Here is a 12702-nt window from a genome sequence, read left to right as displayed (position 1 = left end):
CATGCCTCGGTTTGGATTTGATCAAGGTGCCCCCCCGGGGCTCCTATCAACGTCGCCTCGCGCTGCTTGCGACCTTTGGGCGACCTCATCGAAAAAGTTCAAGCCTGAGTCGTTGTACGAGTTCGCAATCGGTCGTTGTACGCGCGTTGTATGATATTCTTCAAAACGACCACCTTTCGCGCGGGCAAATTCGCGAAACGGCTTTTAGAATAGATACTTAGTGGAATGGAGCGGGTGAAGGGAATCGAACCCTCGTATTCAGCTTGGAAGGCTGCTGCTCTACCATTGAGCTACACCCGCATCTCGCGTTCCCCTAACACGGCCGGGCGACGGCCTCAACTGCCTCGACCTGGGTCCCTGCGCGCCGGTCAACGAGAATATTTCGGCGCAATCCTGCCGGTTCCTGGCGCAGATGGAGCGGACGCAGGCCTTAACAGCGGCGGATTCGCTGCCTATATTGATAGTCCCATCAACAAAGAAAGGAGGTGATCCAGTGTCTTGTCTCAAGCGCTGTCACCTCGCTGGGATCGCCCGCTAGGCGCTGTGTAATCAGCCTGGCATCGGGGCGCTCTCAGCCCTGGACCAGCGAGACATCAATATCGGGGGCGCGGCGGAAGCGATTCCGCCGCGCCTTTTTGCCGGTCGGTTCCGCGCGACCATAGCGCGATGAGATTTGATTGAATCGTCATCGCGCTTTAGCTCCCTCGTTTGGGCATGATTTCCGCGCAAACGCCTTTGGCGTTTGTCGCGAGGGAAAACCGCTTCGCACTTTTCCGGATCATGCCTTAGGCGCCCGCGGGATAGCTTGTCGCAGCACAAAACCATCCGATCGGCGACATATGAATGTCGGCGTGGGTGGTTTTGAGACGTCCTTCGGACTGCCGCACCACAAATCAGGAGCTCACGCGATGCTTTATGCCATCCTGGCCTACCACGTCGAAGCCGAAGTCCAGGCGTGGAACGCCGAACAGGACGCAGCCGTAATGAGCGGCCTGCGCGAGGTCCACCAACGGCTCAAAGGCCGGCTCGGCCCGGCGGCCCGGCTCGGCGAGACCCGCAAGGCCAGCACGCTGCGCGGGCCCGGCCATGGCGTCGTGATCGACGGACCGTTCGCGGAAACCAAGGAGCAATTGCTCGGCTTCTATGTGATCGACTGCGCCGACGAAGCGGAGGCGATCGCGGCGGCGCGCGACCTGCGCAGCGTCAACCCCTCGGCCGTCTACGAGATTCGCGCGCTGAAGCTCTTTATCCCGGGCGCGGCGTTTCCCGAGACCGCAGGCCCGAGCGACGCGTAGAGCATGATCCGGAAAAGTGCGAAGCGGTTTTCCCTCGCGACAAACGCCAGCGGCGTTTGCGCGGAGATCATGCTTAAACAAAGTTGTTTCAGCGGCTGGAGCGTTTCGGCAGCTTCGGCAATTTGCTCGGGTCGAACTTCGGCAGCGGCAAATCCGGCGGCGGCTCCGGCGGCACGTCCTGGCTCGGCATCAGCGTCACCTCGAAAGCGAGATCGGGCACGGCATCGGCCCTGCCGGTGCAGGTCGCGATCGCGCCGCTGAAGACACCCTCGAGCCGCACCACGAGATCGTCGGTGCCGAACACGGTCGCATGCCCTTCGGAATGCCGCCTTGTGGTGAGAACCGCGGAGAAGCGTTCGCCGTCGACCTCATAGGTGCCGCTGTAAAGCATGATGGCATCGCTGCCCCACAGCCTGCCGTCGGCCACGTGGACGATGCCGGTGCCGTCAGCGAGCGACGTGCGAAACCACGCCGCATAGGTGCCGTTCTTGAGCATGGAGCCTGTCTCCACCTGCTCCGTTTCACCGCACGCGATTCTCGGCACCGTGGCGTTAACAGGGGGTGAAGGAACCTGGAATGAACGGGTTTGCTGCGCTCATTGCCCGTCGATCTGCCGTCCCATGATGGCGATCGCCTTCTGATAGACCCCTGCCGCGTTCCATGCCTCGATCGCCGCGAAATTGGGTTCCCCGGGCTGATAGCCGGCGCCGGCGCGCCAGCCGTTGGCGCGCAGGAAGTTCGCCGTCGAGGCCAGCGCATTGGCGGCGACGTCGAGATTGCCCACCCCATAGGCCAGCACGTTCTTCGGCATGAACTGGGTCTGGCCGATCTCGCCGTGCATCGAGCCGCGGGTGCTGCCGGACAGGCTGCCGCGGTCGATCAGCTTCAGCGCGGCATAGAGCTGCTCGGTGAAGAATTCCGGACGGCGGCAGTCATAGGCCAGGGTCGCGATCGACGACAGCATGTTCTGGTTGCCGCGCTGGCTGCCGAAGCCGCTCTCCATGCCCCAGATCGCGATCAGCGGTCCCGGCGGCACGCCGTAGCGCTGCTGGATCGAGGCGAACATCGCCGCCTGCGACTGCTTCAGCGAACGACCGCGCGCCACGATGGTCGCAGATCCGCGCTTGGCCATGAACTGCTCGAGCGAGAGGCCGAAGCTTCGCTGGCCGCGATCCGCGGCGATCGTCGCGCTGGCGTAATGCGCCTGCATCAGCGCGTCGATCGCGGTGGCGCCGACGCCCTTGGCTCTTGCCTCGCCGGCGAATTGCTCCTTCCAGGCTTCGAACCCGCCGGGCCCGTTGCCGCACTGCGCCGCTTTCGCCTCTGTGCCCAGCGTTGCAACCATCACGACGGTGGCGAGCGCCGACGCCGCAATCTGCCAGCCCCTGATCATCCGAAACCTCCTCCGAAAAAATGTGCCGCCGTCCCCGCGGGCGCGGCGCCGACGATGGCCGGATCGACATGACCCGGCGATGAACGATCCGCCTCAGATTCGGCCGCGAACCGTCACGATATGTCGGCCGCGGCGGATTGGCCATCCCGGCCAGACCACGCGAACCCGGGCATTTCGGCCTGCACCTGGAAGGCGACCCGGCGCGGCCTGGCCGGGCCGCGCGCAACTGCCTTGGCAACACGGCGCTTGACATTAACGTTAATGACAAGGTGCTAGGCCGGGCTTCGACAGGAGATTGCGATGAGGATTCAGGAAGCGGCCCGTCATCTTGGCGTGAGTGCCCGGGCGCTTCGGCATTATGAAGCGGCGGGGCTCATCGTGCCGCGCCGGACGTCGAACGGCTATCGCAGCTATTCGGCGTCGGAGATCGAACGCGCCGGCTGGGTGCGAGACCTGATCGCCTCGGGCTTCTCGACGCGGGAGCTGCGCAATCTTCTGGCCGCACTTGATGGCGGCGGACGTGCGCGCGTCAGCTGCTCGGCGGTGATGCAGGACAAGCTCGACCAGATCGATCGTGCGATCGCGACGCTGCGCAGGCGGCGCCGCGCCTTGTCGCGACGATTGACCGGATCGTGACCGCCGCAACACATGCAGACGTGAGGGCTCCATAATGAAGGTACTCAACATCCTGGCGAGGCGCTACCTGCCGTTGGAGGAGCTGGATCAGGCCGTTACGTTCCACGAGACCTTGATCGGCCAGACGGCGCGGCTTCGCTTCGACTATCCGGAGTATAACCTGAGGCTCGCGCAGGTCGCCTCGATCCTGTTCATTGCCGGAACCGAACAGAGCCTGAGGCCGTTCACGGCGACGCACCTGACATTCATGGTCGACGACATCGACGCCTTCGCCGCACATCTGCCCGGCGTCGGCGCAAAGATCCTGGACGGGCCCAAGCCGGTACCGACCGGCCGTAACATGCTGGTGGTGCATCCGGACCAGACGCGCGTCGAGTATGTCGAGCATCGCGACAAGCATCCGGCCGATGTGCTGCCGTGAGCCGGCAGCACAGGGATGGTTATCGAGATGCCCGACCGCGCTGCCGCTCGCAAGACGCCGCTAAGGCACGTCGCCTCGCCGGATCGGACCAACGGTCTGCGGGCGGTTGAGGAAGAACTCGCGGTTGCCGAGTGCGGCCTCGGCATACTGGTCGATCGCCACGATGATCGCCTGCACGTGGTGAAAGCACCAGCCTTCCCGCGTCGCCATGTGCCGGACCTCGGCCAGCGCCTTGATCCAGGGCGCGTGATCATCGCTGTCATGGAAATACCGAAGCGGCTCTCTCATCTTTCCTCCGGCAGATCACGTCATCGAGCTCGGCGCGCTTGCGCGACAGCAACAGCTGCGCGGATGCGCTGTCGCGCCCGGCCCGCCTGAGCTGAATCACCGATGAGTCGAGTGCGCGCAGCTCGGCGCGCAGCTGTTGCATCCTGACCGCGTCGTCACGCACGCGCTTCGCCGGCGACCAGCTCTCGCTTCGCCGCGCGAACGAAGATCGGTGCCGCGGCGCGCCGGCGCGCGGCAACGCTTGCATGCACGACGATCGGCTCGCGGTCGCCGAGCCTGCCCCGCTCCTCGACCAGACGGCTCATCACCAGGCGCATCTTCAGCAGGTCGCCGGCGACGAAAGCGCAGTCCTCATCCCGGTCGATCTGCTGGCGCATGATGGCTTCGGCCTCGAGCATGCTGACGCGCAGCGCTCTGATCTGCCTGCGAATTTCGCTGATACGGTTGTCCATGACGACCTCCTATTCACGGTGGAGGGCAATTAGAACAAAACAAGAACATGGAGTCAAGCAGTCAAGTCAAGCGGAGACGTCACCGATCATCGTCATCCGAACGCGAGCAGACCAGTTCCTGCCGCAGGAACCGGCGTGCTGACCAATTCAGCGAGACGCTTCGGACATCGTGCCGGATCATTGTGAGCGCCCCACTGCGAGCAACACCGCGAAGCTGAGCAGGCATCGCGACAGAGCGTCACAGCTGGCGGCCTCATTCGTTGGCAACGCGGACAAACAGCCGACACATGGCTGTGGAACGATATGTCAGCGAACTTGTCTAGTCTGGTAGACAAGTTAGAATGGAGTCGATTCTGTTTCTATCATTGCGCTGTCCATGACCAAGTCCTCCAAGCTGGTTGCCGCGAAGCGCGGCAAGGTTCTTCTGGTTCGACGCCGATCTGACGGGCTGTGGATGTTCCCCGGCGGCCGCAGGCGCGCGCGCGAGACCGGCAAGGACTGTCTGAAGCGCGAGATCAAGGAAGAGCTGCCGAAGCTCAAACTCGGCCGGCTCAGCCTCTGGAAGGAAGTCACGGCCAAGAACAAGCGCTCCGGCCGCAGGATGAGCGATGCGATCTTCATCGCCAAGAACGCCAAGGGACGGCTGGCGATCGGCGACAAGAAGGAGATCGACCGCGCCGCCTGGCAGAAGCCGCGCGGCCTCCGCCTGACGGCAACCTCGCGCTACATCCGTGATCGGCTGTTTCCGAGAAAGCAGCAACGCCGACGATAGACGGCGGGTGCCTTGCCGCCGCGGGCTTTGGCAGCTGGCGGCTGCCTCGGCATTCCCTGCTGATTTCTTGAGCTTCGCACCCAGGCGACGCGTGCTAGGAATGACGTGATCGGTCCGTACCGGACCACGTCGTCAGCCAGAATACCGTTGGAATGATCTTCCCCTCCAACCGCCACAGGCGGCTATTCAAAATTGTCTCCGCGCGCTGGCAACGCCGCGCGATCTTCCTGCTGGGCGGCATCGCGGTCGGTGCGGCGGCGGTCGCGCTCGCGCAGCTCGCCGACCTCGCGCAGGCCGCCTTCTCCGCGCTGGTCTCGCATCTCCGTTATGCCGCGCTGGTGCTGACGCCCGCAGGCTTCGCCCTCTCGGTCTTCCTGACCAACCGCTTCTTTCAGAACGCGCAAGGCAGCGGCATCCCGCAGGCGATCGCCGCGCGCAACCTGACCGACCAGACCGCGCGCGAAAACCTGGTTTCGCTGCGCATTGCGATCGGCAAGATCCTGCTGACCCTGCTCGGCCTGCTCTGCGGCGCCTCGGTCGGACGCGAGGGACCGACGGTGCAGATCGGCGCGTCGATCATGTTCGCGCTCGGCCGCTTCTCGCCCCGCCGCCAGCCCGGCCTGATCCTGGCCGGCGCGGCCGCCGGTGTCGCGGCGGCCTTCAACACCCCGCTTGCCGGCATCGTGTTCGGCATCGAGGAGATGAGCCGCGCCTTCGAGACGCGAACCTCCAGCCTGATCATCGGCGCGGTGATCGCGGCTGGCCTGACCTCGCTCGCGCTGATGGGCAACTACACGTATTTCGGCACCAGCGCGACCATGTTGCGCAACGGCATCGACTGGCTCGCGGTGCCGCTCTGCGGCGTGGCCGGAGGTCTGGCCGGCGGCCTGTTCAGCCGCATCCTGATCGCAATGGCGCGCGGATTCGCCAATCCGGTCGGGCGCGCGGTCAAGCGCTACCCGGTCGGCTTTGCCGCGATCTGCGGATTGGCCGCGGCGATTTGCGGGATCGCGTCGGACGGTGCGATCTACGGCACCGGATATCAGCAGGTCAAAGCCGCACTCGAGGCCGGCTCGCAACTGCCGGCGAGCTTCAGCGTGTGGAAATTCCTCGCGACGATCTTTGCCTCGATCAGCGGCATGCCGGGCGGCATCTTCGCGCCCTCGCTCGCGGTCGGCGCCGGAATAGGCTCCAACATCGCGTCGCTGTTTCACGGTGCGCCGCTACCCGCCATCATGCTGCTCGGCATGGTCTCGTATTTCGCCGGCGTGGTTCAGGCCCCGATCACGGCCTTCGTGATCGTCACCGAGATGACCGACAATCACGCGATGGTCGTCCCTTTGATGGCCGCGGCCCTGATCGCCCATGCGAGTTCGAAGCTGATCTGCAAGGAAGGCGTCTATCACGCCCTCGCCAAGGGGTTCGTCGAGCGGGCTGCGCCGCCGACGAGCCCTCACCCCCGATAGGCAAACAGCTCGATCGGCTCGCTGAAGCCGCGCACCGCATGCTCGCCGACATGTTCAAGCGCGACATCGCGCGCGACGAGGTCGGCGAAGGCGCGCGACAGCAGCACGTTTCTTCCGAGCTGCTTGGTGAGGGCTTCGAGCCGCGAAGCCATGTTCACCGCAGGGCCGATCACGGTGAAGTCGAGCCGGCTGCGCGATCCGATATTGCCGTACATGACATCGCCGACATGGACGCCGATCCCGTAGTTCATCGGCGCCCGGCCCATCATGCTGTTCTTCTCGCTCAGCGCCGCCATCGCCTCGCGCGCCTCGGACACCGCGCGCAGCAGGTTGGCGCAGGCGTTGGGGTCGCTGAGCGGGAAGATCGCGAGCAGCCCGTCGCCGATGAATTTCAGGATCTCGCCGCCATGCCGCGCGATCGGCTCCGACATCGCGTCGAAATAGTCGTTCAAGAGATCGATTACGTCGTCGCGCGGCCAGCTATCCGAGATCCGGGTGAAATCCCTGAGGTCGCAGATCATGATCGCGGCGCGCACCGTGGTGCCGCTGCCGCGCCGCGTCGCGCCGGCCAGGATCATCTCGCCGGCATGGGTGCCGACATAGGTCTCGAGCAGCGTCCGCGCCAGGCGGTTCTTCATCCGGATCTCGCTGACCAGCGCCAGCACCGGCAGCACCTGCTTCAGGCGGGCGACGTGGGCATCATCGAAGCCGCCGGGACGGTCGGTCGCAAACGTCACGACATGGCGCTTGCCGAGCGTATGCAGCAGCGGCCACGCCACATAGTCGGTCAGGCCCTGCGCTCGCATCTCGTCGTAGAGCGCGTGCTGCCGGCCGGGCGCCTCGAGCCGCTCGCGGACTTCCGCGGCGCCCTCCTGGATTTCGTAGACGGAGCTGCCGATATATTCCGAGCGCTCCCTGACCTCGTAGTCGACCCGCGAGATCTCGGCCTCGCGCTTGCCGTCGGTCCAGATGATCCGGGCGCCGAGCCATTGCGGATGCTGGATCAGGAGATTCATCGTCGCCCGCTTGATGGGAACGCCCGTGTTCTGCAACCGGATGCACAGCTCGGCGAAGATGTTGTCGATGAAGCGCTGGTCGCGGGTCTCGTTGGTCAGCCAGGCCACAACGTCGCCGTCGGACTGCGGCGTGACGGAATCGATGTTGGGCGCGTTCATGGCTGGCTCCGGAGCGGCGGGTTGGCAGGCCGATATGTCGTGCTTCCCCGCGGCAACGTCAACGCTGCCAGCGGCATCGTGATCGTGTGAAATCGGCACAGCCGTGCGCCGCGTGACGCGCTGATGACGGGAGCGCTGGGCCGGCGAGCCTGCCCTACCCGACCAGCCGGTCGACCTCGGCTTTGCCGGCCTTCATGACCAGCGGGATGTGCTCGCCCTGGCCGAGCAGGCACGACACATCGCGCAGCGGATTGCCCTCCACCACCAGCAGATCGGCGAACGCCTCCGGCGCGATCCGGCCGAGCTTGCCTTCCATGCCGAGCACCTCGGCGCCGATCATGGTCGCGCTGGCGATCACCGCCTGCGGGCCGAGCAGTTCGGCGCGGATCCGGAACTCGTCGCTCTGCAAACGGTGCGACGGTCCGAGCAGATCAGAGCCGTAACCCATCTTGACGCCGGCCTCGCGGTAAATCGCGAGCGAGCGCAGGCCGGCATCGCGCACCTCGGCGATCTTGGCGACGCTCGCCGCAGGCAGGCCGTACTTCGCGCCCTCATTGGCCAACGCCTCGTAGGTGACAAGCGTCGGCACCGCATAGGCGCCCTGCTCGGCCATCAGCCGCGCGGTCGGCAGGTCGACCAGATTGCCGTGCTCGATGGTGCGCACGCCGCAGCGGATGGCGCGCTCGATCGCCTCCGCGGTGTAGGCGTGCGCCAGCACATAGGTGTGCCGCGCCTTCGCCTCCGCAACGATGGCGCGGATCTCGTCCTCCGAATAACCATAGGCACCGATCGGATCGGTCGGCGAGGCGACGCCGCCGGAGGCCATGATCTTGATCTGGTCGGCGCCCATCTGCAGCTCCTCGCGCACCGCCTTGCGCACCGCATCGACGCCGTCGACGACGCGCGCGATGGCGCCGACCCGCACGCAGCAGGAGCAGGTCGGATCGGCCAGATAATCCGAGCGGGCCCTCCCGTCGCCGTGCCCGCCGGTCTGGCTCAGCGCGCGGCCGGAGACGAAGAGCCGCGGCCCGTCAGTGAGACCGGTGTCGATCGCCTGCTTCAGCGCATAGCCGGCGCCGCCGGCATCGCGGACGGTGGTGAAGCCGCGCTTCAGCATGCCGCGCAACAGCATGGTCGAGCGCAATGTCACCAGCACGTTGGCCATCCGGGCCTGCTGCGACAGATCGAGCTCGACCGCCACCGCATGCACATGCAGGTCGATCAGGCCGGGCATCAGGGTCTTGCCCCTGAGGTCGATGACGCGATCGGCCGACGCATCGATCGGACGGTCGGAGACCTCCTTGATCAGGCGGTCCTCGACCAGCACGTGGTGGCCTTCGAGGAGGTCGGGCCGCAGCGGATCGAGCAGCGCGGCATTCTTGAAGAGGATACTTGTCATAAGGGTCTCCTGTCAGGACGCAGCCCGCGTGATCACACGGCTTCGCTTGCGATGTCTTCCAGCGATCGATTGCGGGTCGGCACGCCCATCAGCACGACGGTCAACGCGCCGATCAACAGCACGCTCGTGGTGACGCCGAACACGCCGGCAAAGCCGAAGTTCGGATAGAGGTAGCCGACCAGGATGGGGGCTGCGATCGCGCCGATGCGGCCGATCGCGGATGCGAGCCCGGCCCCGGTGGTCCGGATCGAGGTGGGAAACACCTCGGCCGTGTAGGCATAGACGCCGGCATAGGTGCCGTTCATGAAGAACGACAGCAGCAGCCCGGCCGTCATGATCTCGCCATCGCTCTTGGCAAAGGCGAGCCCGAGCGCGCTGACGCCGCCGAGCAGCATATAGGTCGCGATCGTCGCCTGCCGCCCGATCCGCTCATTGAAGAACGCGGCGGTGAAATAGCCCGGCACCTGCGCGCAATACATCGCCAGCGAATAGCCAAAGCTCTTGGTGATGCTCATGCCGTTCTGGACCAGCAGGCCGGGAATCCAGACGAAGAAGGAGTAGTAGCTGAAGGTGATCGACAGCCACATGATCCAGGTCATGGTGGTGATGCGGGCCTGGCGGCCGGCCAAGAGCGCGGCGAAATTGCTCACGAGCGTTCCCGACGAGACGGCAGGTGCGGCCGGCTCTGCGACCGGCGGCGCCAGCACGCGGCCCTCGCGCGCAAAGCTTGCCTCGACCTTGTCGAGTACCGCCTCGGCTTCCCGCACCCTGCCCCGGCTTTCCAGCCAGCGCGGCGATTCCGGCAGCGATCTCCGCCACCACAGCAACATCACGACCGGCACCGCCGTGATCACAAGCACGATGCGCCAGCCGTTCTCATAGGCCGGCACGATGAAATAGCCGAGCAGAGCGGCGGCGACGAAGCCGAACGAGAAGAAGCCCGCCAGCGCGCCGGTGAAGGCGCCGCGGTAACGCCGCGCCACGAACTCCGCGAGATATGGCGCGATGATCGCGCTCTCCGCCCCGGTGCCCATGCCGGCGACGACGCGCGCGGCAAAGAACGCCGGCCAGCTGTCCACTGCCGCACTGACCAGCGAGGCCGCGCTGTAGAGCGCCAGCGCCGACATCATCACCGCGCGGCGGCCGATCAGATCGCCCAGCGTCCCCGCCAGCAGCGCGCCAAAGAGATAGCCGACGAAGGTGCTGCTGCCGAGCACGCCGGTCTCGACATTGGTCAGCCCCCAGGCGGTGCGCAGCACCGGCAGGATGAACGCCAGCACCGCGGCATCCATCGCGTCGAACAGATAGCCGAGGCCACCCATCAGCAGCAGGTGCACATGGAAACGTGCGAACGGCAGGCGCTCGATGCGCGCCGAGATCATCGACATGAAAGCCCCCTCCGCCTCCGCGGTCGGCACGCGCCACGGGGTCGGCGAGCGGAATGATAGACAAATCAATATTATGGGAATAATTTATAATCGTTATCTAGTACATCACCACTGTGAATATTTGCCGTGTCCTTCCGCACCCTCGACCTCAACCTGCTGAAAGTCTTCGAGGCGCTGATGACCGAGGGCAGCGTGACGCGCGCCGCGAGCGCGCTGACGATGACCCAGCCCGCGGTCAGCAACGCGCTGGCGAGGCTGCGCGACGCGCTCGGCGATCCCCTGTTCGTGCGCACGGCGAGCGGCATCCGCCCGACGCAGCGCGCGGCGGCGCTGTGGCAACCGATCGGCGATGCGCTGGAGCATGTCCGCCACGCGCTCGACGAGGACGCCTTCGATCCGCGGCGCACCGAGGCCGAATTCAGCCTGTCAATGTCGGATTATGTGTCCTCGCTGGTGATGCCGCGGCTGCTCAATCGTTTTGGTGAGATGGCGCCCTCCGCGCGCATCCACACGCTGCCCAACACCATCCTGGAGATCGGCGACCGGCTCGAGGACAACCGGGTCGATTGCGTGCTGAGCGTCTATGTCAACGAGGCGCAGCAGCCTCCGGCCGCGATCCGCTCACGCTCGCTGTGGACCGTGGAGTATGCCTGCATGATGCGGCGGGACCATCCGCTCGCGAACAGGAAGCGGCTCAATGCCCGCAGCTTCCTCAACGCCAAGCATGTCGATGTCAGCCTCGCCGGCAAGACGCTGCCGACCTACGACCAGTTCCTCGCCTCGCGCGGGCTGTCGCGCAACCTGGTCACGACGGTCAATCACTACAACGCCGCCTACGAGATCGTGCGCCAGTCCGACCTGATCGCCGTGCTGCCACGCGATCTCAGCGCGCAGTCCCGCCACGCGCCGCATCTGCACGCGATGCCGGTGCCGCTGCCGGCGCCGCCGCGCATCGTCAGCCTGTTCTGGCACCAGCGCAACGACACGGTTCCCGCGCAGCGCTGGCTGCGCGAGACGCTGGTGGAGCTGTTTGCGCGGATGGAGTGAGCGGCGAAAACCAGCCGGGCTCGCGGCCATCCTTCATCCCCGTAACGACACGGGGATGCCGATTAACGCTCTTGCGGCCGGAATTCTTCTTGGGCCCGCTTTCCGATTGACGATATCCGGGGCCCGGGTGGTAGGCTGCCGCCATTTCAGGTGGCCATTTGAATGCACGAGTTATTGAAACAATATCAGCTTCTGTTGCTGGTACTTTTGATCTTCCTGCCGCTTGAGCGACTGTTCAGTGCGCGGCCTCAGAAGATCTTCAGGCGCGGTCTGCTGACCGATATGGGCTTCCTGTTTCTCAACGGGTGGCTGGTGCTGGTCGGCGTGATCGTCGTCGTCGCCGTGGCCACGCTGGTGAATCAATTGATCGTGCCTTCGGCTGTGAAGCAGGCGGTTGCCGACCTTCCCTATCTGGTTCAAGTGCTTCTTGCGCTCCTGATCGGGGATCTCGGCGTCTACTGGACCCACCGCATCCTGCATGCCGTGCCGGCGATGTGGCAGATTCATTCCGTGCATCACGCCGTCGAAGAACTGGACTGGCTCGCTGCGGTTCACCAGCACCCGCTCGATGTGATCTTCATGAAGGCCGGTTCGCTGTTTCCGCTGTTCGCGCTCGGTTTCTCCGTCGAAGCGATCGGGAGTTACGTTCTCATCTATTCCTGGCAGGCGTGGCTCGCGCACGCCAATGTGCGCCTGAGCTACGGACCTCTGCGCCACGTGCTGGTGTCGCCGGAATTCCACCACTGGCACCACAGCAGCGAACAGCAGGCCAGAGACAAGAATTTCGCCGGACTGTTCTCGTTCTACGATGTGCTGTTTGGAAGCATCCATCTCCCGAAAGGCCAGAAGCCGCAGACGTTCGGCGTCGATCATCCGATGCCTCCGGGTTATCTGGCTCTTCTGGCTTACCCGTTCATGGCATGGGCCGGAAAGCAAAAGCGCGACGATCCGGCGGGCACCTAGGCAAGGG

15 protein-coding genes and 1 tRNA gene are annotated in these 12702 nt (G+C 65.2%); 7 read left to right on the top strand and 9 right to left on the bottom strand.

The features are described from left to right. Nucleotides 1-226: 226 nt before the first annotated feature. A tRNA-Gly gene (locus ACVW17_RS23570) sits at nucleotides 227-300 on the bottom strand. Nucleotides 301-908: 608 nt separating this feature from the next. On the opposite strand from ACVW17_RS23570, the gene ACVW17_RS23565 reads away from it, so the two are divergent. Continuing rightward, nucleotides 909-1295 (top strand): YciI family protein, encoded by a 387-nt coding sequence (locus tag ACVW17_RS23565; RefSeq protein WP_456754133.1) that lies wholly within the window; start codon nucleotides 909-911, stop codon nucleotides 1293-1295. An 88-nt stretch (nucleotides 1296-1383) separates the two neighbouring features. Here the strand turns inward: ACVW17_RS23565 and ACVW17_RS23560 are convergent, their stop codons facing one another. Together ACVW17_RS23560 and ACVW17_RS23555 are read right to left on the bottom strand one after the other, a co-directional pair. Then, nucleotides 1384-1791 (bottom strand): hypothetical protein, encoded by a 408-nt coding sequence (locus ACVW17_RS23560; RefSeq protein ID WP_456754132.1) that lies wholly within the window; start codon nucleotides 1789-1791, stop codon nucleotides 1384-1386. A gap of 99 nt (nucleotides 1792-1890) precedes the next feature. Continuing rightward, nucleotides 1891-2640 carry a lytic murein transglycosylase gene (locus ACVW17_RS23555; RefSeq protein WP_456756513.1) on the bottom strand — a complete coding sequence of 250 codons (750 nt, stop codon included), beginning with the start codon at nucleotides 2638-2640 and terminating at the stop codon, nucleotides 1891-1893. A 348-nt stretch (nucleotides 2641-2988) separates the two neighbouring features. Here ACVW17_RS23555 and ACVW17_RS23550 point away from each other — a divergent pair, with 348 nt between their 5' ends. Together ACVW17_RS23550 and ACVW17_RS23545 are read left to right on the top strand one after the other, a co-directional pair. Then, entirely contained in the window at nucleotides 2989-3324 is a 336-nt protein-coding gene (locus ACVW17_RS23550; protein WP_456797922.1) for a MerR family transcriptional regulator, read from the top strand. A 34-nt stretch (nucleotides 3325-3358) separates the two neighbouring features. Continuing rightward, complete coding sequence (locus ACVW17_RS23545) at nucleotides 3359-3745, top strand: VOC family protein (protein ID WP_456797921.1); 387 nt, start codon at nucleotides 3359-3361, stop codon at nucleotides 3743-3745. Nucleotides 3746-3805: 60 nt separating this feature from the next. Here the strand turns inward: ACVW17_RS23545 and ACVW17_RS23540 are convergent, their stop codons facing one another. Genes ACVW17_RS23540 through ACVW17_RS23530 form a run of 3 tightly spaced genes read right to left on the bottom strand, consistent with a single transcriptional unit; the run spans nucleotide 3806 to nucleotide 4485 of the window. Next, the gene (locus tag ACVW17_RS23540) at nucleotides 3806-4033 is read right to left on the bottom strand and encodes a hypothetical protein (protein ID WP_456754129.1); all 228 of its coding nucleotides are present in this window, start codon (nucleotides 4031-4033) and stop codon (nucleotides 3806-3808) included. Further along, nucleotides 4005-4196: a hypothetical protein gene (locus tag ACVW17_RS23535; RefSeq protein WP_456797920.1), complete on the bottom strand. Its 192-nt coding sequence runs from the start codon at nucleotides 4194-4196 to the stop codon at nucleotides 4005-4007. Before ACVW17_RS23535 ends, ACVW17_RS23540 begins: the two co-directional genes overlap by 29 nt. After that, nucleotides 4189-4485: a hypothetical protein gene (locus ACVW17_RS23530; protein WP_456754128.1), complete on the bottom strand. Its 297-nt coding sequence runs from the start codon at nucleotides 4483-4485 to the stop codon at nucleotides 4189-4191. The genes ACVW17_RS23535 and ACVW17_RS23530 overlap by 8 nt, the downstream gene beginning before the upstream one ends. Before the next feature lie 376 nt (nucleotides 4486-4861). On the opposite strand from ACVW17_RS23530, the gene ACVW17_RS23525 reads away from it, so the two are divergent. Continuing rightward, complete coding sequence (locus ACVW17_RS23525) at nucleotides 4862-5257, top strand: NUDIX hydrolase (protein WP_456754127.1); 396 nt, start codon at nucleotides 4862-4864, stop codon at nucleotides 5255-5257. Nucleotides 5258-5409: 152 nt separating this feature from the next. Next, on the top strand, nucleotides 5410-6723 hold the full coding sequence (locus ACVW17_RS23520; protein ID WP_456754126.1) for a chloride channel protein: 1314 nt from the start codon (nucleotides 5410-5412) through the stop codon (nucleotides 6721-6723). On the opposite strand, the gene ACVW17_RS23515 is transcribed toward ACVW17_RS23520, so the two are convergent. From ACVW17_RS23515 to ACVW17_RS23505, 3 genes are all read right to left on the bottom strand, one after another. Beyond that, nucleotides 6711-7898: an adenylate/guanylate cyclase domain-containing protein gene (locus ACVW17_RS23515; protein WP_456754125.1), complete on the bottom strand. Its 1188-nt coding sequence runs from the start codon at nucleotides 7896-7898 to the stop codon at nucleotides 6711-6713. The two genes, ACVW17_RS23520 and ACVW17_RS23515, sit on opposite strands and share 13 nt — an antisense overlap. A gap of 154 nt (nucleotides 7899-8052) precedes the next feature. Beyond that, complete coding sequence (locus ACVW17_RS23510; RefSeq protein WP_456754124.1) at nucleotides 8053-9297, bottom strand: amidohydrolase family protein; 1245 nt, start codon at nucleotides 9295-9297, stop codon at nucleotides 8053-8055. Nucleotides 9298-9329: 32 nt separating this feature from the next. Beyond that, entirely contained in the window at nucleotides 9330-10685 is a 1356-nt protein-coding gene (locus tag ACVW17_RS23505) for an MFS transporter (protein WP_456754123.1), read from the bottom strand. A gap of 117 nt (nucleotides 10686-10802) precedes the next feature. Between ACVW17_RS23505 and ACVW17_RS23500 the strand changes: the two genes are divergently transcribed. Together ACVW17_RS23500 and ACVW17_RS23495 are read left to right on the top strand one after the other, a co-directional pair. Beyond that, nucleotides 10803-11732, top strand: a complete 930-nt coding sequence (locus tag ACVW17_RS23500) for a LysR family transcriptional regulator (protein WP_456756512.1) — start codon at nucleotides 10803-10805, stop codon at nucleotides 11730-11732. A gap of 162 nt (nucleotides 11733-11894) precedes the next feature. After that, complete coding sequence (locus ACVW17_RS23495) at nucleotides 11895-12695, top strand: sterol desaturase family protein (protein WP_456754122.1); 801 nt, start codon at nucleotides 11895-11897, stop codon at nucleotides 12693-12695. Nucleotides 12696-12702: the final 7 nt, after the last annotated feature.

It is taken from the genome of Bradyrhizobium sp. USDA 4473 (genome assembly GCF_054063335.1).
This window is presented reverse-complemented; position numbering and strand designations above follow the sequence as displayed.

Excerpts from the sequence above, each read along its gene's own strand:
- ACVW17_RS23495 (WP_456754122.1), top strand. The coding sequence starts at position 11,895 with ATGCACGAGTTATTGAAACAATATCAGCTTCTGTTGCTGGTACTTTTG.
- ACVW17_RS23510 (WP_456754124.1), bottom strand. The coding sequence starts at position 9,297 with ATGACAAGTATCCTCTTCAAGAATGCCGCGCTGCTCGATCCGCTGCGG.
- ACVW17_RS23565 (WP_456754133.1), top strand. The coding sequence starts at position 909 with ATGCTTTATGCCATCCTGGCCTACCACGTCGAAGCCGAAGTCCAGGCG.
- ACVW17_RS23515 (WP_456754125.1), bottom strand. The coding sequence starts at position 7,898 with ATGAACGCGCCCAACATCGATTCCGTCACGCCGCAGTCCGACGGCGAC.
- ACVW17_RS23540 (WP_456754129.1), bottom strand. The coding sequence starts at position 4,033 with ATGAGAGAGCCGCTTCGGTATTTCCATGACAGCGATGATCACGCGCCC.
- ACVW17_RS23530 (WP_456754128.1), bottom strand. The coding sequence starts at position 4,485 with ATGGACAACCGTATCAGCGAAATTCGCAGGCAGATCAGAGCGCTGCGC.
- ACVW17_RS23525 (WP_456754127.1), top strand. The coding sequence starts at position 4,862 with ATGACCAAGTCCTCCAAGCTGGTTGCCGCGAAGCGCGGCAAGGTTCTT.
- ACVW17_RS23560 (WP_456754132.1), bottom strand. The coding sequence starts at position 1,791 with ATGCTCAAGAACGGCACCTATGCGGCGTGGTTTCGCACGTCGCTCGCT.
- ACVW17_RS23505 (WP_456754123.1), bottom strand. The coding sequence starts at position 10,685 with ATGTCGATGATCTCGGCGCGCATCGAGCGCCTGCCGTTCGCACGTTTC.
- ACVW17_RS23545 (WP_456797921.1), top strand. The coding sequence starts at position 3,359 with ATGAAGGTACTCAACATCCTGGCGAGGCGCTACCTGCCGTTGGAGGAG.
- ACVW17_RS23550 (WP_456797922.1), top strand. The coding sequence starts at position 2,989 with ATGAGGATTCAGGAAGCGGCCCGTCATCTTGGCGTGAGTGCCCGGGCG.
- ACVW17_RS23555 (WP_456756513.1), bottom strand. The coding sequence starts at position 2,640 with ATGGTTGCAACGCTGGGCACAGAGGCGAAAGCGGCGCAGTGCGGCAAC.
- ACVW17_RS23520 (WP_456754126.1), top strand. The coding sequence starts at position 5,410 with ATGATCTTCCCCTCCAACCGCCACAGGCGGCTATTCAAAATTGTCTCC.